We start from the raw sequence: 22979 nt of genomic DNA, 5'->3' as shown, positions 1-22979 counted from the left end.
GTCTGCGGAGCCTCCGTTCGCATCCCCATTTGTACGGTCTTCATTGCTCTGCGGGCCGGCGGCGCTTCACCCGATCAGGTGAAGGGATGCGCGCCGTTTCCTGCTCGACCGTGGCGGGTCTGCAGGAATGGCACACACAGGTCTCATCTCCGACCCGGCGCTGAACCATCAGAGGCCTTGAAGCGGCTGGACCTAGCGGGGAGCGCCTGGCCGGGGAGGCCCGGATCAGCCTGCAATCGACCGATACTCTTGACGCTGGCTTGCGCGCAACAGGCTAAAGCCTGCTCCGGGCAACGCGATATATGGCCGGGTCAGAGCCGCTGAGGACGTGTATCTGGCAGGATCAGACGGGCGTGAAGCCGAACCTGTTCTGTGGCGTCGGATAGACGCAGCTGCTCAGTTCCAGGTCTCCCGTTCACAGTTTTGGCGGAACTGCGCCGAAGGCTGGCGCTCGGTTGGAGGGCGCCCCTTCCTGCCGGATTGGCCCAAGTCTGCAGTTGTGGGACTGGCTGCCCGCAAGCTAGGAAAAGCGACCGGGCCACGATCCCAGCCCCGTCAGAGTTAGACTAGATGAGCAAAGTGCCAGGGGCGGATGCCTTGTGTGCCGGGCGCTGGTGGCCTGATCGCCATCCAGACGACTTGTCCTTCCCGATGCAAGATCGAATGCTTGGAGAGCGCCTGCGGCATTGCTTGTCAGCAGCCGCCTGGCTTCGCGGATGACGACCGTTTCGGCAGCTCTCACCCAGATCGGCCTTTTGCTCTCGGACGGTTCGATCCTCGATGATGACGACGGATTCCTGGCCGCGATCAGGCCTTTGGATCGCGCGCACCTTGTCGAGCTGGCCCGCACAAGTCCGGGCGTCACATCTTATGAGGTCGTCGACAGCGGTGGCGGCGCAGCTGTCGTGGTCGCCGTGGGTTCGCTCGAACAGGCTCGGACCTGGCAGGTGCGCGACCTAGCGGTGTCGGCCTCCGCCTCAAAGTGCGCTGTCGCCGTTTGCCGTCTTTCGCAGCTGGGTGTGCAGCGACGGATCTACGCATTCGGAGAGGCCTTTGGTCTGTCGCCGGCGGTGATGCGAGTTCTGGTCGCGCTTTATGAAAACTGTGACGTCAAGGATGCCGCCGCCGCTGCGGGCGTCAGCTTCAATACGGCGCGGGGATATCTGAGCGAGGCGCGCGCCACGGTGTGGGCACCTAACCTGCCACGACTGATCACCTGGGCGGGAGTGGGATCCGTCGGCGCGGACTCAAGCGGTGAAAGTGATCACCCTGCCGCCGAGTTGTTTTCGTTATCCGAACGTCAGCGTCAGCTGGCCGGCTTGATTGCCGATGGATCCAGCCGCATCGCGGCCGCCCTGACCCTCGGCATATCCGATGCAGTCGCCAAAAAGGAGCTGGCCGCAGTCTACGCGGCGACTGGCGTAACGAACGCAACGGGGCTTGCCCGGATTTTTGCCGATCTGCGGGGCTTGGCGATCGTGACCCGGTCCCACAACGGGCCGTCGGAACCCCATCCGCCGCCGCCAAGCCGCAACCTGATTCTAACCGACAGCGATGGGCGCCGTATCGCTGTCAGTGACTATGGCCCGAGGGGCGGCAAGCCGATCCTGGTTCTGCACAACACGATGAACTGCCGGGGTGTCGACCGCTCTCTGGTCAGTGCCCTGCAAGCCAGTGGCTATCGTCCGATCTCCAATGATCGCCCAGGCTACGGGGACACCGACCCGCCACCTCAGCACTGCCATGGACAGGCTTATCTTGATGTCTGCGTGGAGGACATCGCCCTGATCTGCGAGGAAATGCGCTGGAGCCAGATTTCGGTCATTGCGCATGGGCCCGTCCACGTCGCGCTGGCCCTCTATCGTGCAAAACCTGATTTGATCGAGGGGATTGTCATAGACGCACCCGAGCCGGATTCTGCGTACGGCTCGGCTCCGGGCGGGATGCTCAGCGAACTGAAGAGGCAGTTCGCTCGGCGACCTTGGGCGGTCGCATCCGTGGTCAGGATTCTGAGCGCGCTGGCCAGCTTTGACCGCGTCTCATCATTCATGCGCGATTGGACCGCGAAAAGTCCCTCTGACCGTGCGGCGATGAGCGACCCTGCCCTGATGATGGATTTCTATCGGAAGCTCCTTCCATTCCGAAAGGGCAGGATCGACGGCTTTGTTCGCGAGCAGGTGTTCCAAGCGACTATGGGAAAGCCGTCGACCGTCCCGGGAACATCAAGCATCACACTCGTCATTGGCCAGACCGATTTCATGCACGATGCCGACGAAAACCTTGCTTACTGGAATGAGGTCCTGCCCGACGCGCGCCTTGTGAAGGTCAGCGATGCAGGGCGTTTCATTTCCTATTCCCATCCTGAGCGGCTGGTTTCAGAACTGGGGAGATTATCTTAGTTCACGGCCGCCAAGGCTTGGGCCACGTGGTCAAAGCCCTCGGCTGAAAGCGCCTTGAACGTCAAAGGGTCCAATGCCCACCAGCGGCCGTCTGATGAGCGACCAGCAAACCGAACCGAAGACAGACTGTCGCAAGTCCATGCCTGACCGGGTGCCTCGGAGGGTTCCCGCACGATCTTCGACCACTTCCGGTTTGGAAGCTGTTCTGCGCCTAGAAGGGCAATGGCCATGGCCTCAAGGCACCGCCGTTCCGAGGTCAGGTCCACACTGGCAATTGCCTTGTCGCCCATTTGCGGGCCGACGCTCCCATCGCTCAGCAGGGGAGCTGCGATCGAAGGCGCACCGACATATGCTCGCTTCCAGAGCACAGCCGAGACATCTGCTCCGTCCAGGTGCAGGGGCACAAGCGCGCTGAACTCCGTTACCTGGGCACTGCCCGATGGTAGCTTGACCAGCGTTACACCCCGGTTGCTCGCAAAGGCCACGGCCTGATCGCCGGCGAACGCCCACTCGGTGTCTGAGGGCAGATATCCTGCCTTTGGGTAGATCAGTCCGCCCGCCGTATCCTGAAGCCGCCACCCCAGTCCGGGCGCGCAGCGCAGGTAGGCGTCCGGCGCACCACCCCTGGAGACAATTTCACAGTCCTCAGTGAGCTGAAGTGTGTAGCCCTCGGGCGCGTAGGGCGCTCGGATTGTCTGGGCGACGCGAGGCTCTGCGACGGCTTGCAGCGAAAGGCTCAAGACAAGGCACGGCCCTAGCAGCCATGCACGCCATTCACTGCGGTCGAACTGACGATGGGGCCCGGTATCAGAATTCATCGCGCTCACCGCTAATCTCCATCTGTTTCTTGTCAGCGACCTCGCCAACATTGACCATCAAAAAATGGAGAGTTTCAGCATCGATGCTGTCATCTATCTTGACGATGAAACAGAGATAATTGTCCAAAATTGCCCAATAACCAAGCGATGCCCCACCGTTGTTTTCCAGCAATCGTAGCGCCGATGGACCGCCCAATTTGTCATTACCGATTTGAGCTACAGGGGACCATATCGTGCGAATATTGATCCCCAATAATGGCTTTGTTTCTCTATTTATAAAAACTTGCTGCCCGCGACCTTTCGTCGATGTTTTGAATGCCGCGCGTATGTTTTCATGATCATCGACATCGAATATGACGCCGCGTTCCTTCAGCTTGGCGCCGGCCGTATCAATTTGTGCGCTGGCTACGCTTGCCCATACCAATGCTATAGCGATCCCGCCAGCATAGGCATGTTGCAAGACTTTGGACGGTGCCTTTAGGCTCCCGCGCTCTGCAAAGATCGGCGAGGCTGCCCGCGCAAGGCGGCATAAGAAGCTGATCATGAGCTCACCTCCGGGGGCCTTGTTTGTGCGGCAGGGCCAAATGGGTGGTCATCCCCAAATGTAGGGGCCGGAGACAGTTTCACGTGACGTCAGGTATCCCCACACGGGCAAAAGTCCCGGGGTATCTGAGCTGACGGAAAGTTCCCCAATGCCGGTAGCCCTACAAATGGGGCTACCAGCCGGATCGACCCTGGCGAAAACTGGCGGATGAAAGCCGCGCGCCGTGGTCATGTTAGCCCTGGTTGCGGCCCCCTGGAGGGTGCTGAACACATGAAAATCATCCCTGGCCGGATGGGCTTTTTGGCCCTTGGTATGCTGGCGTCGGGAGCGGTCCTTTCTGCGTCATACGCCGCTGAGGTTCAGCGTGTGTTTCAACTCAAGGCCGACGGATTTGCGAGTGTTGCCAGTGAGTTGTCGCTAAGGCAGACCTTGGACAAAAAGGCTCGCGGCAATTGCCAGATGGCACTGGCCCGCGACGGCTACACACTTGGAGAGGTCAGTTGTTCCGTCGTGGAAAGCGGCCCTCTCAAAGCCAGGACCCAGGAGCGCGTGTGTAAAGCCACAGCCACCTGCACAGGCGAGTATGCACCGCCGGACTGGCACCCTGCCGAAGCGTCTCAGCGATAGAGCATAGCCGGCGATCAGCACCGGCCGCGTTCGATCCCTGTATGTCCTAGGATCCTCAGTCGATGTCATGGGCGGAACGAATGGTGTTTTCACATCGACACACTCTGAGCTGCATGGACCAGTAGTGCGCTGAAAGGCCGGGCCAACATGATGATACTCCGTCGGCTTCTTTCCCTCGTGATGGCGGCGGGATTGGTGTCCTTCTCGATGCCGATGATCGCGCACGCCGCAGACTGGAAGGCGGCCAGATGCGCGCCCTACGCTTCCGGCGGGCACAGTCTGAGCCTTGAGCGCAAACCCGCTCGCCCCGGCACTTCTTTGCGGGTCTCGGTCACACAGTCGGCCAGACCCGGCGTGGTCGAGCGTATTCCCGGTGTGTGCTTGACGCACTGGAAAGTGTCGGACCCTCGATCAGGCCGGTTCATCGCCAACAATTTGGCGCTCCTGGTTCGGCGTGGGGCCGTACCGGGACGGGTGGTGACGCTATCGGTTCGAGTGCGCGGCCTGACCACGCCGGTCGAGACTTCATTTAGGGTGGCTGAGGCTAATGAAGTCTCACTCGTTGGCTTCTACAGTCAGATCGAAGTGCGTGGATGCCAGACCGAAGCAGGGTCGGTGCCTGTGAACGTAGGCGAACTGTCCCTCGACGACGCCGGGCGCTTCAGTGTGACCTGGCAGCCGTTCGAGAGCTACAAGGACTACTGGGGCCACTACGCCTATGACCCGGCCACGGGAAGGATCGTGTTGAAGGTCGAGGGCGGTAACAGCCTGCCGGGCAATGGGCGTTGGGAAGGACGGGTGGCATTGACGGCCGATGGAGGCCTGATCTTTGATCAGGTGGCCTTCGGATCAGCCGACGGCGCGCCGTTCATCGGGTCGTGTCGTACCGAATTCAGGCGTCACGGCTGATGAGCGTGATGCCCGCGCCTTAGTATTTAACTTTGAAATTGCAGTATAAAACCGAACTGAAACTCCAACGCCTAAACATACGATACCCCCATTTTGCTATCTATAGCATAGCCGCTATCCACCCGAGGACCCGAGATGGTTTTGCGCATCACAACGCTGGCCTTGATCGCGTGGGGTACTGCGCTGGGGTGCGGGGTCGCGGCCGCCGCAGCGACGCCTTTGCAAGACGCCATCCGCGCCTTCGACACAGGGGATGCTGTAGCCCTCGTCGCGGCGCTGCATGATCCACAACTTTCGGTCAGCCTGGATGCAGAAACGGGGCGCTCGATCTATGCGGGGCTTGGCGAAGCCCTGCTGCGGGCGAGCCGGCCAGCCGAGGCCGCGACAGCCTATGCCAAGGCGCTCGAAGGTGTCGATGACGGCGACACTGATGCGGTTGAGGTGCGCCGCGCCTATGCCCACCTGATTTTCGACACCGATCGCCGTGAGGCTCTTCGCCAGCTGAGCATCGCCCTGGGCGCTCTCGAAGCAGCAGGTGTCTCTGAAGAAGACCGCGCCGAGTTGGGTCGTGATTTACGGGTGCGCGCCATACTTTCCGGCTTTCCCGCCGATTGGCGCCATGCTGGCTGGATTGCCCCGCTGAACGGGAGTGCAGCAGCCGCGGCAGCGCCGCGTGGGGGCGTAGCCAGTGCGGCTCCCGTCGAGAGCGCCTTCACCCTGGTGGACGTCTTCTACGCGACCACTCGAAAGGCCACTGGTTCGAAACTCCCCACCGCCTTCTACGGGGGGCAGCCGGGTCAGATCTCTTATGGCAAGGCAGTGGTCAGTGTACCGCGGGATCGTTCCCCCGGAGAGTTGCCGACTCCCCAGGCCTGGGCGTTCGAGTTTCGGCCTGATCCGGCCCGGCATTTCGTCCTCAATCGTGTGGAGCGATACGGAACCCGCCAGCAATTCTTCGACAACGTGACCGGCCGCGTGTCCAAGTCCCGTCTGCGCGAAGTGATGGTCTTCATCCACGGCTTCAATATGAGTTTTGAGAACGGTGCCGAGCGCACGGCGCAGCTTGCGGTCGACTTGGGCCTGGACGGCGCGCCCATTCTCTATTCCTGGCCCTCGAAGTCATCGCTGATGGGCTACATGTCCGACGCAGCCACGGCCGAGGATTCAACCCGTATCGCCGAACTGGCTCAGTTCCTCGCCGACGTTGCCACCCGCACCGGCGCGACACGGGTCAATGTCGTGGCCCACTCCATGGGTAATCGCTATCTCATACGGGCACTGAACAAGTTGGCCGCTGGGGGGGCGAAACAGGTTTTCGGCGAGGTGGTATTCGCGGCCCCCGATGTCGGCGTCGACGAATTCAAAGCCGTCTGGCCTACAATCCGTCAGGTCGCCCGCCGGACCACGGTCTATGCCTCCGGGCGCGACAAGGCCCTGGCCCTGTCGAGTCGTATCAACAACATGCCGCGGGCAGGAGACGCTCATGTCCCTCTGCTCCTCAGCGGTCTGCAAACGGTAGACACCACAGCCGCCAGCGGTGGCCTGCTGGGCCATGACGACTTTTCCGGCACGGCATTGGATGACTTCCGCGCCGTGATCTGGCTCAGTCTCGCGCCAGAGCAGCGGTGTGTCCTGAGCAGCGACGCGTCCAAATCGCTCTGGCGGTTCGCGGCCGGCTGCCCGGAGAGCGATTTCCGCCAGGCAACGACCCTGATCCGGACGACTGGCTCGGTAGCGACCGCCCAGGCCAAGGTTCAGCGCGCTCTGGTCCGTGCCGCCGGCGCAGAGGCCGAGCGCCTTCGCCGGGTGTTGGATTTGCTGAACGGCATCGACCCCGGCAGAAAGAGCCGGGGCCGGTGAGGACTCTCCCACAAAAGAGGAAGATATGGGCGAGCGGCGGGCTGCACGGCGCGTGCTGTTGCGCTTAGCGTCTCCGGCTGAAAAGCGACCCCGAAGAGAATCCACAGATGAGCCTGCTCAGGCTTTCCACCGCCACTCACTCAGCCGTAAAAACCCTCATCTATACAATGATTTATTCAATGCAACGCACCTAACGCTATCCCTATTTCCTCATGGGGCCGGCGTTCCATAGGGTCCGCCGAAAGGTGCTTCAAACGATGCTGACGTACTCGCCAAATGGTTAGTTGCCCCTTGGGGCCGAACGCTTGCCCGCATTGGACAGGGGCTTGCCAAACAGGGCTCGGTTCGCTGGCGTATCGGCGATGGGCGCATTGGAAATCACGTTCGGATCGCCGGCCTTCAAAGTCGCCTGGACCTCCGGTGACTGCGACGACATCGGCACGACGCCGGCGGTGTCGGTTCCCAGCATTGAGGCCGATGGCGGCAGCTCAGGGCCCGGCGTTACCGTCCCCGGTAGGGCGATTTCGGCCGGAAGGATCAAAGGGTTGACCGGCTGAGCGGGGGCGACCCGCTGAACGATCGGCTCAACGGGGGCATCGAGGGTCATGTCGGTGGTCTGGGCCAGGGCAGCGCCTGACAACAGGGCCGTGGCGACCGCGGTGGCTAACAGACGGGACGTCGTCATCAAGGATCTCCTCGTGTTCCAGGCCTGAACTACGCCCGGAACCGCCGTCGGTTGCCCGCCTTCACAGCCTCGTGACCCGGGCGAGCACGTCGGGTCACGGCGGGCGAGCCGGTGATGGGCGGGGAAGCCGTCCAGCCGGCAGGGTCACGGTTCCCGGTCCCCGCAGCCGAACCCGGTAAACCGCCATTTTTTGACGCACCCGGACGGTCGATTGCCTGCTTTTTGAGCGGCACACCCAATTCCTTTCCCAAACCTTGCCGCGCGACCGCCCCTGGCCGACCCCGACCGATAGCGTGAAGGACGCCGGGGAAAACGATGCAGCGCGTCAGGGCAGCGTCGGCGGTGATCATCCGGGCCAATGAGCCCGGTAACCAAGCAAGGGGAGCCCGCGATATCGGCGGGCCGGAGCAAGGCGGATGAAACTGATCATAGCGGTCGTCAAACCTTTCAAGCTCGACGAGGTCCGTGAGGCGCTTGTCGCCGCTGGCGTCGAGGGGCTGACGGTGTCGGAAGTCAAGGGTTACGGCCGCCAGAAGGGCCAGACCGAAATCTACCGGGGCGCGGAGTACCAAGTGAACTTCGTTCCCAAGGTGAAACTGGAAGCGGTCGTGGACGATGCGTCTGCGGCCAAAGCGGTCGAGGCCGTGAAGGCTGCGGCCGCCACAGGCAAGATCGGCGACGGCAAGATCTTCGTTCTGAACGTGGAAGACGCCGTACGCATCCGGACCGGTGAAACCGGCCCGGCCGCTCTTTAGTGCCATCGGGAACAGGGGATAACCGACGATGAAATTGACCTTCAAACCGCTGGCGGGGCTTATGCTCGCCGCGACACTGGCCGGAGCCCCGATGGGGGCCGTGGCTTTCGCCCAGGAGGCCGCGCCTGCGGCAGCCGCCGCCGCGCCGGCCGAGGCCGCCCCAGCACCCGAAGCCGCTGCAGCCGCCGCGCCCGCTGAAGCTGCGCCGGCCGCCGCGGCACCGACCCCCGACAAGGGCGACAATGCCTGGATGCTGACCTCGACGGTCCTGGTCCTGCTGATGATCCTGCCCGGTCTGGCCCTTTTCTACGGCGGTCTGGTTCGCTCGAAGAACATGCTGTCGGTGATGATGCAGGTCTCGACTGTCGCCATCATCGGTTTCGTCGCCTGGGTGCTGTGGGGCTACAGCTTCGCCTTCACCGACGGCGGCAGCTGGGACAGCTATGTCGGCGGCCTGAGCCGTCTGTTCCTCAAGGACGTGACCCCGGCCAGCAATGTCGCGACATTCTCCACCGGTGTCGTGATCCCGGAACTGACCTTCATCTCGTTCCAGGCGACCTTCGCTGCCATCACCGCCGCTCTGGTGATCGGCTCGCTGGTCGAGCGCATGAAGTTCGCCGCCATCGTCGCCTTCGCGGTGCTGTGGCCGCTGCTGTCCTACTATCCGATCGCCCACATGGTCTGGTGGTGGCCTGGTCCGGACGCCATCGCCGGTGATCCGACCGCCCCAATCAAGGCGGGCCTGATCTGGAGCTTCGGTGCCCTCGACTTCGCCGGCGGCACCGTGGTCCACATCAACGCCGGTATCGCGGCTCTGGTCGGTGCCATCATCCTGGGCAAGCGCCAGGGCTACGGAAAAGAACCTATGCCGCCGCACTCCCTGACCCTGACCCTCGTGGGTGCCGGTCTGCTGTGGGTGGGCTGGTTCGGCTTCAACGCCGGCTCCAACCTGGAGTCCAATGGCTACGCCTCGCTGGCGATGATCAACACCTTCGTCGCCACCGCTGCCGCCGGCCTCTCGTGGATCCTGGTGGAATGGGTCACCCGCAAGAAGCCTTCGGCCCTCGGCCTGGCTTCGGGCGTGGTTGCCGGCCTGGTCGCTGTCACCCCGGCTGCCGGTTTCGCCGGTCCGATGGGCGCGGTGATCCTGGGTCTGGTGGTCTCGCCGCTCTGCATCTTCTTCTGCTCGGTCGTGAAGAACGCGCTGAAGTATGACGACAGCCTGGACGCCTTCGGCATTCACGGCGTCGGCGGCATCGTCGGCGCTCTGGCCACCGGCCTGCTGGTCAACCCCGCCTGGGGCGGCGCCGGCATCGTCGACTACACCACCTGTGCCAAGGACGGCGACATCTCGACCTGCGATGCTCTGGCCTCGTACGAGCCGATCGCCCAACTGCTGATCCAGGCCAAGGCCGTGGGTGTGACGGTTCTCTGGTCGGCCATCGCCTCGGCCATCGTCTTCTTCGCGATCAAGCTCATCATTGGTCTCCGCGCTGCGCCGGACGCTGAAGAAGAAGGTCTGGACATCGCCGAACACGGCGAGCGCGCCTATCACAGCTAGGCTTCGGTCCAGCTGAAAAGGCGAAGGGCGCGGGGCCTGGCTCCGCGCCCTTTCTTTTATCTGCCAGGCCAGACGATCAGGGGGCCACGGGGATCCGGCGGGCTTTGAGGATCGGCACGGCCGGTTCCAGGATCTGCCCCTTCATGACCGGGTTCACCGCCACGCCCGGTGTCGGCAGGTTGATGATCTTATGGACCACGTCCATGCCTTCGACGACCTTGCCGAACGCGGCGAAGCCCGCATTGTCGCCTGGGGCGGCCGGATCGGCATCCAGATAGGGCGCGTCACCCACGCAGATGAAAAAATCAGAGGTTGCAGTGCCCGGGGCATTGCGAGCGATCGAGACGACGCCATCGGTGTGCTTGATGCCGGTCTGGGTCGTGGGCTCGTGGGCAATGGGCTTCAGAACCCGCGCCGGATCACCCTGCAACCCGCCCTGGATCAGGCCGTAATCAACCGGTCCAGGTGATCGTGACGCACGGAAGAAGGTGGCACCGTCATAGCGCTTCTGGTCGACATAGCGCAGGAAGTTAGCCGTCGTGATCGGGGCCTTGTCGACATAGAGCTCGATGACGATCACGCCCTGCCCCGTCTCCAGATTGACCCGGACGGTCGCAGGCGCGGTCGGTGCGGCGACCTGCGGGCCTTGGGCCAGGGCCGGTGCGGCGACCAGGGTCAGGGCTATGGCGATCAGATCGCGGCGATGCATGGACACTCCTCAGGGCAGGCAATCACGGAACCGACCAGCATTCCTTTTTGCTGGCAAGTGGATTGCCAATCGGAAAGGCCTATCGCATGCACCTTGCACACGCTTGATGAACGCCACCCGGGATTGCCGTGAAGATCGCATTTATTGATACCTCAGGCCTGACCTACACGCCGGAGACTCCCTTTCTGCAGCCGCTGGGCGGCACGCAGTCGGCGGCCTGTTTTCTGTCGAGTGCCCTGGCGGCTCAGGGCCACAAGGTCAGCCTGCTGTCCCCTGGCGCGCCCGAGGCCTTGGTGATGGGCGTGCGGTGCGCGGGTTTCGATTTTGGATCCGCCGCTGCCGAGCTGAACGATCATGACGCCGTCATCGTGCTGACGACACCGATCGCGGCTCGCCTGCGGCAGGCGGGCGTCACTGCGCCCCTGCTCAACTGGCAGCACAAGGCTGTCGGCAGCAATGGTGCGGCACCATTTGCTGAGCCGGACGAGCGTGCGGCCTGGACCTCGACCATCTTTGTCAGCGCCTATCAGCGCGACACTTTCGCCAGCAAATGGGGCATGACCGGCGAGGTTATCGGCAATGCGATAAACCCGACCCTGGCGCGTACCCTGCGAACAGCGCCCAGCTTCGTCGAGCGCGGCGAGGATCCGGTCCTGTTCTATGCCAGCGCCCCGGGCCGCGGTCTCGACTTCCTCCTGATGTCGTTCCCGACCATCCGGAAGGCCCTGCCCAACGTGCGTCTGAAGATCTTTTCCGACCAGGCGATGTACCAGATACGGCCAGAGAACGACGAATTCTCGGTCTATTACGAAGTGGCCCGCAGCCTCCCCGGCATCGACTATGTCGGCGGGGTCTCGCAATCGAGGCTGGCCGAAGAGATGCTATCGGCCGACATCTGGGCCTATCCGACAACCTTTATTGAGACGTCCTGTATCGTGATGATGGAGGGCGCAGCGGCGGGGTGCATGCTGGTGGGTTCGGACATCGGGGCCCTGCGCGAAACCTCCGGACGGTTCGGGCGGCTCGCGCCCCTGACAAACTCCCGATCCGGCTGGTCGGGAGCCTTTGCCCGCAACATCGTCCAGGAAGTCCAGCGCGCCCGGCAGGATCCGGCGGCCTACGGGCAATTCATCGACGACCAGATGGCCTGGTTCCGGACCCACTGTGACTGGAATCGTCGCGCTGAGCAGTGGTCCGCCTTGATCCAGGAACTGGCTCCAGTCTCGGCCAACCAGCGTCCCTAGGACAGCCCCCCTCCCAGCCGACAGCGCCTGATCCACCAGCCGGGCCGCAGGGTCTCCAGCCTTTCGGCGAGACCCTCGGCTTCGATATCGCTGGCGCAGAGCGCAAAACAGGTCGCACCCGATCCCGACATCCGGGCCATCAGGGTTTCGGGCTCGTCCCGCAGAACCTCCAGAACCTCACCGATCAGGGGCTCGAGCGCGATTGCCGGGGCTTCGAGGTCATTGCGGGTCGCAGCGACCAGCCACGCGGCAACTTCCTCGGCGCTCTCAAAGGCCTCTGGCATCCAGGGCCTTGCCTCCCCTTCCGGCGCGATGGCGGCATCATAGGCGCGATAGACCGCACCCGTCGGTGATGGCACCAGCGGATTGACCAGAACGGCATTCAGAGGCGGCAAGCCCGGCGCGGCTGTCAGACGCTCGCCTCGCCCCTCGGCCATGACCGGTCGCCCCCAGAGACAGGCCGCGCCGTCGGCTCCAAGGCTGGCCGCCATCGCTTCAAGAGCCGCGTCAGAGCATTGCGGGATCAGTGCGTCCCGCAACAGGCGCAGGGCGGCCCCGGCATCGCTCGAACCACCACCAAGGCCGGCTGCGATCGGCAGGCGCTTGTCGAGCATCAATCGGAAAGGTGGCAAGGGCCCCGCCGCAGCGGCATGAAAAACGCGCGCTGCCCTCAGGACCAGATTGTCCTCACCCGCAGGAATGGCTGCACCAAAGGGACCCGTCGTTTCGAAGCCAGGGGCGTCACTGGCCTGCAAGGACACCTCGTCGCCGAGGTCAGCAAAGACCATCAGGCTCGAGATCGGATGATAGCCCTCGGCATCCGGACCGCCGACGTGCAGGAACAGATTGACCTTGGCCGGAGCAAAGGCGGAAAGGCGCATGGAGTGCCCTCTAGTCGAACTCGGTAATGCCCGTGCGATAGCTCAGTTATGGGCGACGGTCGATGACACAGCCGGTCCGACGGGACCCAGGCCATCCTTCAGGCGGGCTTCGGCCTCGGCCTTCTGTCGGGCATCCGGCTCGAGGCTGAGAACCCGCTGCCACTGAAACTGGGCTTCGATCTGTCGGCCCGCGCGCCAGTAGGCGTCTCCGAGGTGACCATTCACGTCCGGATCACCCGGCTCCATCTCGACCGCACGTTCAAGTTTTTCAACGGCCAACTTGTAATCGCCCAGACGGTAGTAGGCCCAGCCCAGGGAATCGAGCATGGCCCCCGACTGTGGCCGGGCCTCAACGGCCTTCTGGACCATGGCCAGGGCCTCCTGCAGCCGCTGATTGCGGTCAATCCAGGAATAGCCGAGGAAATTCAGCAACTCCGGTTCATCCGGATTAAGCTTCAGGGCCGCGCCCAGGTCCCGCTCAGCTTCTGTCCAGCGCCCGGCCCGTTCCAGAGCGATCCCGCGCAGATAAAGTACCCGCCAGTCCGGGTTCCCGGCCTCCCGGACGATCAGGGGGTCCAGAACCTGAACCGACTCGTCCCACCGTTCGTTGGCCCGCAACAGATCGGCGAGCGCGATCTGGGCGGCCCGATCGTCTGGCGCGGCCTGAACCGCCTGGCGCGCCACGTCCAGCGCCCGCGTCTTGTCTCCGGCCTGCTGATAGGTCCAGGCCAGCTTGCTTCGGGCCACCACGGACTGGGGCGAACCAACGGCAATGTGGCCGTAGGCTTCAACGGCCCCGGCATGATCATCGGCCTGGTTCAGCAGGTCGCCGACCAGCAGCCAGGCGTCCTCCCTCTCAGGATCCAGACGGAGGGCCAGCCGCAGATAGGCCAGGGCGAACTGGCTCTGCCGTTCGCCGGCGAAGGTCGCAGCGCAGGCCACCAGAGTCTGGGCGGCACCCTGCCGAACGGTCGCAAGGGGTGGCGCGGCGCTACGAGCGACGGCCCGCGCCCGCGCCTGCTGCAAAGCGACATCCGTCGGGTCGGCGGACAGGGCCTGGTCATAAAGGGCTATGGCATCGGCATGCCGCTTTCGCCGCTCGAGAAAGGCCCCGTGATCCAGCACGAAGATGCCGGCTGTTGTCGATGACGATGTCAGGGCCTTGTAGTCGGTCTCAGCCTCGTCATAGCGTCGGGCGCGCTCGAACAGCCGCGCCTGGCCCAACTGACCGAAATACTGCACGAGGCGATCATTCTGCAGGCTTGGCTGAACGGCCGCGCCCTCGGCATCGCCGGCCGCGGCAGCCACCCAGGGACCCAGCAGAGCTGCAGCCTGGCGATGGGGAAACGCGATCGGCTCGGCCTTCAGAAGCGTCTGGGCCTCCTTCCCCTTGCCGGACGCCAGCAGGTCCACGACGCGGGTCAGCGAGGCCAAACGCTTGACCGCCTCGCTCACATCTTCGCCACGCGGTGCGACCTGAGCAGCCCGGGCGACCTCTCCCGACAGCAGGAGGGCCGTAAAGGTCCGCTCACTGACGACACCGGGATTGTCGCTCAAAACCCCGGCAACACCGAAATAGTCAGCCGCCTGGCTGGTGCGGCCGTCACGAAGCGCCGCCTGGCCAGCCAGGAACTGGCCATAGGCGGTACGGGCATCAAAGAACGAATAGCTGCCGGATACCGGCCCGCGCAGGGCAACGTTCGGGGTCGCCGCGCAGGCGGTCAGGGCGAGCAGTGACGCTGTCGCGAGAAGAATTCTGAAGTTCATCCAGGCACCCTGTTGGGTTTCGACGCGCGCCGCAAGCCTGCGACGCACGGCAGGAGAAGAGACTGCGCCCTCAACCGGCCCGGAAAAAGGCCTCCCGATCAGAACGACCGGGAGGCCCTGGCATCACATGTTGGGATAGTTGGGGCCGCCGCCGCCCTCAGGCGTGGTCCAGACGATGTTCTGCGACGGATCCTTGATGTCGCAGGTTTTGCAGTGGACGCAGTTCTGGGCATTGATCTGGAAGCGCGGGTCGGTGCCCTGCTCGTTGTACAGCACCTCATAGACGCCCGCCGGGCAGTAGAGCCGCGCCGGCTCGCCATACTTGGGCAGGTTCACCGAGATCGGGATCGATGGATCCTTCAGGGTCAAGTGGGCGGGCTGATCTTCCTCGTGGTTGGTCGCCGATAGGAAGACCGAGGACAGCTTGTCGAAGCTGATGACGCCGTCGGGCTTGGGATAGACGATCGGCTTGAAGTCCTTGGCCAGGCCCGTCGAGGCGGCATCGGTCTTGTCGTGCTTCATCGTGCCGAAGAACGAGAAGCCGCCCGTCAGATGGGTGACCCACATGTCGAACATGCCGACGGCCCCGCCCAGGAAGGTGCCCAGCTTGCCCAGCAACGGCTTGGCGTTGCGAACGACCTTGAGTTCCTTGGCGACCCAGCTCTTTTCAAAGGCGGTCTGGTATTCGACCAACTCGTCGCTGGCACGGCCGGCACCAAGGGCCTTGAAGGCCTGTTCGGCGGCCAGCATGCCGGTCTTCATGGCGTTATGGCTGCCCTTGATGCGGGGCACATTGACGAAGCCGGCCGAGCAGCCGATCAGCGCGCCGCCCGGGAAGGTCAGCTTCGGGATCGACTGATAGCCGCCCTCGGTAATGGCCCGCGCGCCGTAGGAAATGCGGCGGCCGCCTTCCAGGTGCGGCTTGACGGACGGATGGTGCTTGAAGCGCTGGAACTCGTCGAACGGCGACAGCCACGGGTTCTTGTAGTTCAGGTGCACCACATAGCCGATCGACACGTAGTTATCGCCGAAGTGGTACATGAAGCTGCCGCCGCCGGTCTTGTCGTCCAGCGGCCAGCCGGTGGTGTGCTCGGCCAGGCCGGGCTGGTGCTTCTCGGGCGGAACCTGCCAGAGCTCCTTGATGCCGATGCCGTACTTCTGCGGCGACTTGCCGGCCGACAGGTCGAACTTGGCGATCAGTTGCTTGGCCAGCGAACCCCGCACGCCCTCGGCGATGAAGACGTACTTGCCGTGCAGTTCCATACCGGGCTGGTAGTCGGGCTTGTGATGGCCGTCCTTGCCGATGCCGACAACACCGACCACGACACCCTTCAGGGAGCCGTCATCGTTCCAGACCATGTCCGAGGCGGCGAAGCCCGGATAGATCTCGACGCCGAGTTCCTCGGCCTTGCCCGCGAGCCAGCGGGTCAGATTACCCAGGGAGGCAATGTAGCAGCCGTCATTGTGCATGAAGGGCGGCAGGGCAAACATCGGCAGGGAGAGCTCGCCCTGCGGGCCCAGGATCAGGAAACGGTCCTTGGTGACCGGAGTTTCCAGCGGCGCGTCATCCTCACGCCAGTTCGGGAAGAGTTCGGTCAGCGCCTTGGGATCAATCACGGCGCCCGACAGGATATGCGCCCCGACTTCGGACCCCTTTTCCAGCAAGGCGACCGACACTTCGGTGCCCGCTTCGGCGGCAAGCTGTTTGAGGCGAATGGCGGCCGACAGGCCGGCGGGGCCGCCGCCGACGATGACGACGTCGTATTCCATCGACTCGCGTTCGAGGACTTCGCTCATGGGATCTCCCGCCCCGGGCCCGGCAGATTCTGGAATGGGACCCGTGTTTCTTGCTGTTGAGTCTGACCTTATCCGAACGTGACGCGGCGATGGTCAAGGAGAAAGCGGTGCGAATTGTTGCGTCGCAGCGTGGAGAGCCGACAAAGATCGCGCTAAGGAAGGGGCGATGAGCCCCGCCGTCGATCCTCGCGCCGTCGAAAGCCTGCTCGCCTTCTGGGCGGATGCGGGCGTCGACGCCACCTATTCAGAGGTGCCGATCGACCGCCTAGCCGAAGGCGCGGCCCTGTTGCGGGCCCGCAGCCAGCCCGGCCCCGCCGTTGTCGCGCCCCGCCCCGTCATGGTGGCCAGTTCCTCGACCAAGGTTTCAGAAGCCATCGCCGAGGCCCAGGCGGCAGCTGCGGCCTGTCAGGATCTGGACGCGCTCGCCGCCGCAATCTCCGCCTTTGACGGTTGCCCCCTCAAGACCCAGGGTGCCAGGCAGGCCGTAGTGTCCCGCGGCCCGGCCGACGCGCCCCTGATGATCATTGGCGAATGCCCCGGCCCCGATGAGGACGCCCAAGGCCAGCCCTTCGTCGGTCGCGCCGGCCAACTGCTCGACCGGATGCTCAAGGCGGCCGGCCTGACAGACCGGGTTTTCATCACCAACACCGTCTTCTGGCGCCCGCCGGGCAACCGCACCCCCACCCCGCAGGAACAGGCCATTTGCGCGCCGTTCCTGGAGCGCGCCATCGCGCTGGTGAATCCCAGAATGCTGCTCCTGGTCGGCGGTGCCTCCGCCAAGGCGCTGCTCCGGCGCGATGACGGGATTCTCACCCTGCGCGGCCGATGGTTCGAATGGACCTCCGCGGACGGCGGTCGGGAGTTGCCGGCCCTGCCAACCCTTCACCCGGCATTCCTGATCCGGCAGCCCGCCGCCAAGAAGAAAGCCTGGCAGGATCTGCTGACCCTGTCCGAAAGACTTGATCGCCCGGCCCGTCCAAACTAGGACTCTCGGCGACCAGTCGGAACGGGGACGCGCCACCTTCGGGGACGCGCGAATGGCATTGCAGCGCATCGCTCGACCTCTGGCCGTTGTCTCGGCCCTCCTGTTTTGCCTGTGCGCTGCCGTCAGCGTGCGGGCCTCCAGCCTTGAGCCCCTGTCCAAGGATGACGTCCGCTATTACCGCGCGGCTTTTTCGGCCACGGAACGCGGCGATTTCGACGCCGCCGAAGCAGCCTTCGCCAATACTCGCAACAAGAGCCTTGAAGGCCGCCTGGCCTATGCCAAGCTCATGCACCCGACGGCTCATACTGCAGAGTATGACGACCTGACGGCCTGGCTGAAGGCCTATGGCGACGAAGCCGGAGCCGACAAGGTCTATACCCTGGCCGTCAAGCGCAAGCCGGCCAAGGCAGCCGCGCCCCGCCCGCCGGCCCTGTTTGTGGCCTCAGACAAGGGCCCGCCGCCCGCCGACAAGGCCAGGGGGGCAAGGGAGGCCTATTATTCGGGCGACATCACCAAGGCCCTGGCCCTGGCCCAGATCAGTGGCGAACGCTGGATTGCGGGCCTGGCCTCCTACCGGCTTGGCCAGAATGACAGGGCCCAGGACTATTTCGACCAGGTGGCCCGTGATGAAAGCCAGGATGACTGGCTCCGCTCCGCCGGCGCGTTCTGGGCGGCGCGCGCTGCCACGGCCGCCGGCCGCACGAGCGATGCCCGCGACGCCCTGATTGAAGCGGCCCGCTCGCCCAATACCTTTTACGGCATGATCGCGGCCCGCCAGCTGACCCTGGCCGGCGTAGCTCTGCCGAACGACCCCGATGACCCGATCGCCGCCCTGATTAGCCGCTTCAGCTATGACGGGCCCGATGTTGCGTCCTTGAACCGGCTGCTGGCTGCCGACGATCGTGCCCGACGCGCTGCGGGCCTGGCCCAGATCGGCCGCTGGACCGAGGCCGGCCAGGAACTGAGAGCGGGTCTCTCCCTGGCGGAGACCGAGAAGGCCCGGGGTGACTGGATGAGCCTGACCCTGGCCCTCAACGCCCGTGCGCCGCTCAATGCCGGTCGCCCTGTCGCCCGCCTGGGCTCGGACGACTATCCCCTGCCCCCGCTGGAACCCAAGGGCGGGTTCACGATCCACAAGGCGATGGTCTATGCCCTAGTGCGTCAGGAAAGCCGCTTTGACCCCACAGCGGTGTCCGGGGCCGGCGCTGTCGGACTGATGCAACTCATGCCCATCGCTGCCGCACGAGCTGCGGGCGACGACAAGCTGCTCGAAGACAATACCCCGCTCTTTGACCCGGCTTTCAATCTGCGGGTCGGCCAGGACTATTTCACCTGGCTTATGGATCGCGGACTGCAGAGCAACGACATGCTGCGCGCCGTGGCGGCCTATAATGGCGGCCCCGGCACCCTGCTGAAGACCCAGGCCCAGCTTGGCGCGGATTGCGACAGCCTGCTGCTGATCGAAAGCCTGCCGGCCGTCGAGACCCGCAACTATGTCGAAAAGGTCGTCGCGTCCTACTGGGCTTATCGACGCCTGATGGGTGCCGAGACACGCACCCTGGATGCCGTCGCCCTGGGGGCCCGCGAGATCGATATCCGTCTGGATCTTTAGGTCACCAGGTCAGGCGACGCGCGCCAACCGCCTTGATCAGACGGGCGAAGTCCCGGTCTCCGGAACGAAAGCCGCCCCTGGCCTGATAGAGCCGCGCCGACAGCAGCAAGCCCTGCGGTGGCGTCAACGGTCTACGAAACCAGCTGACGCCCGGCCGAGTAAGGCTGACCGCCCGGTCCCAACCGGCATTGACCTGTTTCTCCACCACCTGACGCCATCCCTCGGGCAGCAGGGCGTCAGGCTCCAGAAGCATCAGCCATTCGCCACGCGGACGGTCACAGGCCTCTGCAAGCCCCAGGCCGAGATCATCCGCAGCTGACACGACCCGGGCCCCACAGTCCTCGGCAATTTCGAGCGTGCCATCGGTCGAACCGCCATCGGCCAGGACAACCTCACGCACCAGCCCATCCACAGCAGCAGCCACAAGACTCGTCAGGCATGGACCAATGAGACGGGCGCTGTCGCGGGTCGGAATGACGACGGTGATCATGTAGCCTGCTTCAGGGTCCGGAGTGATGAGGTCAAGTCTCGTTCTTGTTATGTTCCCAAAATGACGATAGACTTTGGCCATGGCCACGCCCGCCCATCTGAATCGTGTCGCCCTGCGTGGCCGTGGTGCCCGCTCGAATGCGACGGGGCGCTTCGAGACCTATCGTTCGGAATCCTTCGACGACGGCTGGACCGAAGCGGACGAAGCCGCGCGGCCCCTGACCACAATCATCCAGCCGATGAAGTCCAGGACCATCATCGCGCGAAATGACAGCCCAGACATCGGCTTCAACGCGTCGATCAATCCCTATCGCGGCTGCGAACATGGCTGCATCTACTGCTATGCCCGCCCCGCCCATGCCTATCTGGGGCTTTCGCCCGGACTGGATTTCGAGTCCCGCCTGTTCTTCAAGCCCGAGGCAGGACGGCTGCTGGAACGGGAGCTTTCTAAGCCTGGCTATAGACCTGAGGTCATCCATATCGGCGGCGACACCGATCCCTACCAGCCGAAGGAAAAGTCCCTGCGGGTCACCCGGGCGGTGATCGAGACCCTGGCGCGTTTCAGCCACCCTTTTACGATCATTACCAAGTCGGCCCTGATCACGCGCGACCTGGATGTTCTTGGCCCTCTGGGCAAGGCAGGCCTCGTCCGTGCAGCCGTCTCGGTCACCACCCTTGACCGCAAACTGGCCCGCAGCATGGAACCGCGCGCGGCCACGCCTGAGCGCCGTATCGATGCGATCCGGCAACTGGCGGCTGCGGGCGTCCCGGTCACCGTCATGTTCGCCCCGTCCATTCCCTCGCTGAACGATCATGAAATGGAGGCCGTGCTGCAGCGGGCCGCCGAGGCCGGTGCCACCTCCGCGGGTTATGTTGCCCTGCGTTTGCCGCTCGAGATCGGCGATCTCTTCCAGCAGTGGCTTCGTACCGATCACCCGGATCGTGCGAAACGGGTCATGTCCCTGGTCCGCCAGATGCGCGGGGGTGCGGTCAATAATTCTGAATGGGGCCAGCGCATGACCGGGCAAGGCCCGGTGGCGGAAGTGATGAACCAGCGCTTCCTGATCGCCAGACGGAAATCTGGACTCGATGCGCCGTCCCAGCGGATGGATGTCGGGTCTTTCAGGGTTCCCGCCAGGGCCGGCGATCAGCTGACCCTGTTCTGAACCCTGGCCCCTTCAGCCTGAGCTCAGCCGACCCGGGCCCGCAGCTTCAGCCAGCGGCGTACCGGCATGTCGTAGGTGCGCAGCGCCACCCAAGCCCCGGCAAGGATCAGGACCACGGCCAGGGCGACGAAGCCCTCCGGATAGCCCTTGCCACCCAGGGCGCGGAAGGCGCGCAGCAGCAACTCCCAGAGCACCCAGTGCAGGGCATAGAGCGGATAGGAGATCTCGCCGCTGACCCGACAGAGCGCCCCCCCTCGCCCCTGGGGATCGCGATGGCCCAGCAGCACGATCAGGGGAAAGACGATGGCGACGCAGACCAGGTCATAGGTCGCCGTATAGTCCAACGGTGGCATGGCCAGGACCGCCAGCAACACCAGGGCCAGCAGCCAGACCGGTGCTCCGATCCGCAAATAGGGCTGAATCCGATAGCAGGCCCAGCCCAGGGCGAAGGGGAAGATGGTCCGGATGACGCCGATCCAGTAGGTCGCTCGGTCCCAGCCGGTCTGAACCCCGCCCATGCCATAGGCAATGCCGATCAGGACAGCGCCGGAAACGACGATGACCAGCACCAGCCACAGCGTGGAAAGGCGGCGCGCCGGGAACCACAGGGCGCTGGCCAGCAGTTCAAGAAACAGCGACCAGGCCGGCGGGTTCAGGGGAAACAGCGGCGAGAAACTGTCCTCGTCCCCGACCCAGATCCGGGGCAGAACCAGCAGGCCCATCACCAGGCAGCCTAGGATGCCATCCCGGTGTCCGATCATCACCAGGGCACCTGCGACCATGGACAGGGCGATCAAGGGCCAGACCCGGATCAGGCGCGCCCGCATGAAACTGGGCCAGCTGATGTCTCGCGTCCCATAGGCATGGGCCAGGACGAAACCACTGAGGCAGAAGAAGAAGTCTACCGCCAGATAGCCATGGGCCATCAGCCAGGGGCGATAGGTCCAGCCCCCCAGATGGTAGAGAAGCACCCCCACCGCCGCGAGGCCGCGCAGGCCGTCCAGGGCCTCGTAGCGCCGCCCGACTTCGATTGCTGGCCCCAATATGCTCACCCCCGGTAACGGGACGCTTAGTGCCGCGCCGGGAACCGCCCGTCCAGCCTCAGGCCTTCTGCAACAGCAGGGCCTTGGTCAGGAATGCCCGGTCCTCCGCAATCACACGCAGGCCGACACCGCTGAACAGGGCGGCAAGGTCGGTCTGGGCGTAGGTCGAATAGTAGGGCTCGTGAAAATAGACCGGAAAGGCCTCCAGCAGGCGTGACAGATCGGGCTCATCCTTCGGCTGCACCGAATCGACAAAGACCAGAACACCGCCGGGCTTGAGCACCCGGGCGATGGCGGCGGCCACGACAGGCCGTACCCGCGGTGGCAGTTCGTGAAACAGGTAGACACAGCTCACGGCATCCAGAGACCCGTCGGCGAAGGGCATGGACTCGGCATTGGCCTGGACCATGCCGATGCCCGAGCGTGCCCGGGCCCGGTCCAGATAGGCCGGCGACAGGTCGAGTCCGGCCAGGGACGCGCGCGGGAAGGTTGCCTTCAGATCCTGCAGGAAGGATCCGGCTCCACAGGCTGCATCGACGATCCGAAGGTCGCGATGATCCCTGCCGCGCCAGTGCTTGGCCAGGAGCGACAGTCCTCTGCGGCGCATGGCGGCGGCCGTGCCGGCAAACAGCGCCTCGACCTGGGCGTCATAGCGCTCGGCACTTTCGGCGGTAAACCAGCCGCCCGACTGGAAGTGGAAGTTCTGCCGATAGTAATTCGGATAGGCCCCCGCCGTCGTTTCTGACCGGACCTCGACCCCATCGCCCCGCCGGCGACGCTGATCGACCGCCCGCGCATCGACCAGAAAGTCCAGGGTCCGCATAAGCGACTTTACCGGTCCGGTCGAAGCCCCTTCCAGGGCCGGGTAGAGGCCGGCGGCGACATCCCGGGCGTCCTTTTCAAAGGCTTCCAGATAGACCTGTCGCAGGCGGGCACCGGATACCGGCGGCCCCTCGGGCTGGAAGTTGCGCGCAGCCTCGCCGCGCGTCGGCTGGGTCAGGGCGCGGGCCAGGCCACCGGCGGCTGTCCACCACAGGGCCTTGGCTGCGGCCCTGGCACTTTGCCCAACGGCCTCTAGCGCGAAGGCCCGCCGCTGACGTCGTGCAATGGCTCGGTCGTCCATGGCTG

19 protein-coding genes are annotated in these 22979 nt (G+C 64.4%); 9 read left to right on the top strand and 10 right to left on the bottom strand.

The window, feature by feature from the left end:
• Positions 1 to 716: 716 nt before the first annotated feature.
• Positions 717 to 2399 (top strand): bifunctional helix-turn-helix transcriptional regulator/alpha/beta hydrolase, encoded by a 1683-nt coding sequence (locus ACW17U_RS07340; protein ID WP_492055396.1) that lies wholly within the window; start codon positions 717 to 719, stop codon positions 2397 to 2399.
• Here ACW17U_RS07340 and ACW17U_RS07335 read toward each other — a convergent pair.
• The gene (locus ACW17U_RS07335) at positions 2396 to 3226 is read right to left on the bottom strand and encodes a hypothetical protein (RefSeq protein ID WP_492055395.1); all 831 of its coding nucleotides are present in this window, start codon (positions 3224 to 3226) and stop codon (positions 2396 to 2398) included. The genes ACW17U_RS07340 and ACW17U_RS07335 overlap by 4 nt on opposite strands.
• A complete protein-coding gene (locus ACW17U_RS07330) occupies positions 3207 to 3761 on the bottom strand; it encodes a hypothetical protein (RefSeq protein WP_166504202.1) in 555 nt (184 codons plus the stop codon). The genes ACW17U_RS07335 and ACW17U_RS07330 overlap by 20 nt, the downstream gene beginning before the upstream one ends.
• Positions 3762 to 4535: 774 nt before the next feature.
• On the opposite strand from ACW17U_RS07330, the gene ACW17U_RS07325 reads away from it, so the two are divergent.
• A complete protein-coding gene (locus ACW17U_RS07325) occupies positions 4536 to 5297 on the top strand; it encodes a hypothetical protein (RefSeq protein ID WP_492055394.1) in 762 nt (253 codons plus the stop codon).
• 135 nt (positions 5298 to 5432) lie between these two features.
• On the top strand, positions 5433 to 7157 hold the full coding sequence (locus tag ACW17U_RS07320) for an alpha/beta hydrolase (protein WP_492055393.1): 1725 nt from the start codon (positions 5433 to 5435) through the stop codon (positions 7155 to 7157).
• 280 nt (positions 7158 to 7437) lie between these two features.
• Here ACW17U_RS07320 and ACW17U_RS07315 read toward each other — a convergent pair whose 3' ends face one another.
• Positions 7438 to 7842 carry a hypothetical protein gene (locus tag ACW17U_RS07315; RefSeq protein WP_492055392.1) on the bottom strand — a complete coding sequence of 135 codons (405 nt, stop codon included), beginning with the start codon at positions 7840 to 7842 and terminating at the stop codon, positions 7438 to 7440.
• Between the two features lie 416 nt (positions 7843 to 8258).
• Between ACW17U_RS07315 and ACW17U_RS07310 the strand changes: the two genes are divergently transcribed.
• Together ACW17U_RS07310 and ACW17U_RS07305 are read left to right on the top strand one after the other, a co-directional pair.
• Complete coding sequence (locus ACW17U_RS07310) at positions 8259 to 8597, top strand: P-II family nitrogen regulator (RefSeq protein ID WP_062146628.1); 339 nt, start codon at positions 8259 to 8261, stop codon at positions 8595 to 8597.
• A gap of 28 nt (positions 8598 to 8625) precedes the next feature.
• On the top strand, positions 8626 to 10158 hold the full coding sequence (locus ACW17U_RS07305; protein ID WP_492055391.1) for an ammonium transporter: 1533 nt from the start codon (positions 8626 to 8628) through the stop codon (positions 10156 to 10158).
• A gap of 76 nt (positions 10159 to 10234) precedes the next feature.
• Here ACW17U_RS07305 and ACW17U_RS07300 read toward each other — a convergent pair whose 3' ends face one another.
• Positions 10235 to 10867, bottom strand: coding sequence for a peptidylprolyl isomerase (locus tag ACW17U_RS07300; RefSeq protein ID WP_492055390.1), 633 nt, complete (start codon positions 10865 to 10867; stop codon positions 10235 to 10237).
• 128 nt (positions 10868 to 10995) lie between these two features.
• Between ACW17U_RS07300 and ACW17U_RS07295 the strand changes: the two genes are divergently transcribed.
• Positions 10996 to 12111: a glycosyltransferase family 4 protein gene (locus ACW17U_RS07295; RefSeq protein ID WP_492055389.1), complete on the top strand. Its 1116-nt coding sequence runs from the start codon at positions 10996 to 10998 to the stop codon at positions 12109 to 12111.
• Here ACW17U_RS07295 and ACW17U_RS07290 read toward each other — a convergent pair.
• The 3 genes from ACW17U_RS07290 to ACW17U_RS07280 all read right to left on the bottom strand — a co-directional run bounded on the left by ACW17U_RS07290 (position 12108) and on the right by ACW17U_RS07280 (position 16556).
• Positions 12108 to 12992 (bottom strand): 4-(cytidine 5'-diphospho)-2-C-methyl-D-erythritol kinase, encoded by an 885-nt coding sequence (locus ACW17U_RS07290; protein ID WP_492055388.1) that lies wholly within the window; start codon positions 12990 to 12992, stop codon positions 12108 to 12110. The genes ACW17U_RS07295 and ACW17U_RS07290 overlap by 4 nt on opposite strands.
• 42 nt (positions 12993 to 13034) lie before the next feature.
• Positions 13035 to 14759, bottom strand: coding sequence for a tetratricopeptide repeat protein (locus ACW17U_RS07285; RefSeq protein ID WP_492055387.1), 1725 nt, complete (start codon positions 14757 to 14759; stop codon positions 13035 to 13037).
• A 123-nt stretch (positions 14760 to 14882) separates the two neighbouring features.
• A complete protein-coding gene (locus tag ACW17U_RS07280; RefSeq protein ID WP_492055386.1) occupies positions 14883 to 16556 on the bottom strand; it encodes an electron transfer flavoprotein-ubiquinone oxidoreductase in 1674 nt (557 codons plus the stop codon).
• Between the two features lie 166 nt (positions 16557 to 16722).
• Between ACW17U_RS07280 and ACW17U_RS07275 the strand changes: the two genes are divergently transcribed.
• Together ACW17U_RS07275 and ACW17U_RS07270 are read left to right on the top strand one after the other, a co-directional pair.
• Positions 16723 to 17541: a uracil-DNA glycosylase gene (locus tag ACW17U_RS07275; RefSeq protein WP_492055385.1), complete on the top strand. Its 819-nt coding sequence runs from the start codon at positions 16723 to 16725 to the stop codon at positions 17539 to 17541.
• Positions 17542 to 17593: 52 nt separating this feature from the next.
• On the top strand, positions 17594 to 19153 hold the full coding sequence (locus tag ACW17U_RS07270) for a lytic transglycosylase domain-containing protein (protein WP_492055384.1): 1560 nt from the start codon (positions 17594 to 17596) through the stop codon (positions 19151 to 19153).
• Position 19154: 1 nt separating this feature from the next.
• Here the strand turns inward: ACW17U_RS07270 and ACW17U_RS07265 are convergent, their stop codons facing one another.
• Complete coding sequence (locus ACW17U_RS07265) at positions 19155 to 19643, bottom strand: glycosyltransferase (RefSeq protein ID WP_492055383.1); 489 nt, start codon at positions 19641 to 19643, stop codon at positions 19155 to 19157.
• Positions 19644 to 19722: 79 nt separating this feature from the next.
• On the opposite strand from ACW17U_RS07265, the gene ACW17U_RS07260 reads away from it, so the two are divergent.
• The gene (locus ACW17U_RS07260) at positions 19723 to 20808 is read left to right on the top strand and encodes a PA0069 family radical SAM protein (RefSeq protein WP_492055382.1); all 1086 of its coding nucleotides are present in this window, start codon (positions 19723 to 19725) and stop codon (positions 20806 to 20808) included.
• Between the two features lie 23 nt (positions 20809 to 20831).
• Here the strand turns inward: ACW17U_RS07260 and ACW17U_RS07255 are convergent, their stop codons facing one another.
• The gene (locus tag ACW17U_RS07255; RefSeq protein WP_492055381.1) at positions 20832 to 21851 is read right to left on the bottom strand and encodes an acyltransferase family protein; all 1020 of its coding nucleotides are present in this window, start codon (positions 21849 to 21851) and stop codon (positions 20832 to 20834) included.
• Positions 21852 to 21909: 58 nt separating this feature from the next.
• The gene (locus ACW17U_RS07250) at positions 21910 to 22974 is read right to left on the bottom strand and encodes a class I SAM-dependent methyltransferase (RefSeq protein WP_492055380.1); all 1065 of its coding nucleotides are present in this window, start codon (positions 22972 to 22974) and stop codon (positions 21910 to 21912) included.
• Positions 22975 to 22979: the final 5 nt, after the last annotated feature.

Source organism: Caulobacter sp. AVps16 (genome assembly GCF_058681455.1).
The sequence above is the reverse complement of the archived record's forward strand: the minus strand, read 5'-3'. Positions and strand labels throughout refer to the sequence as shown.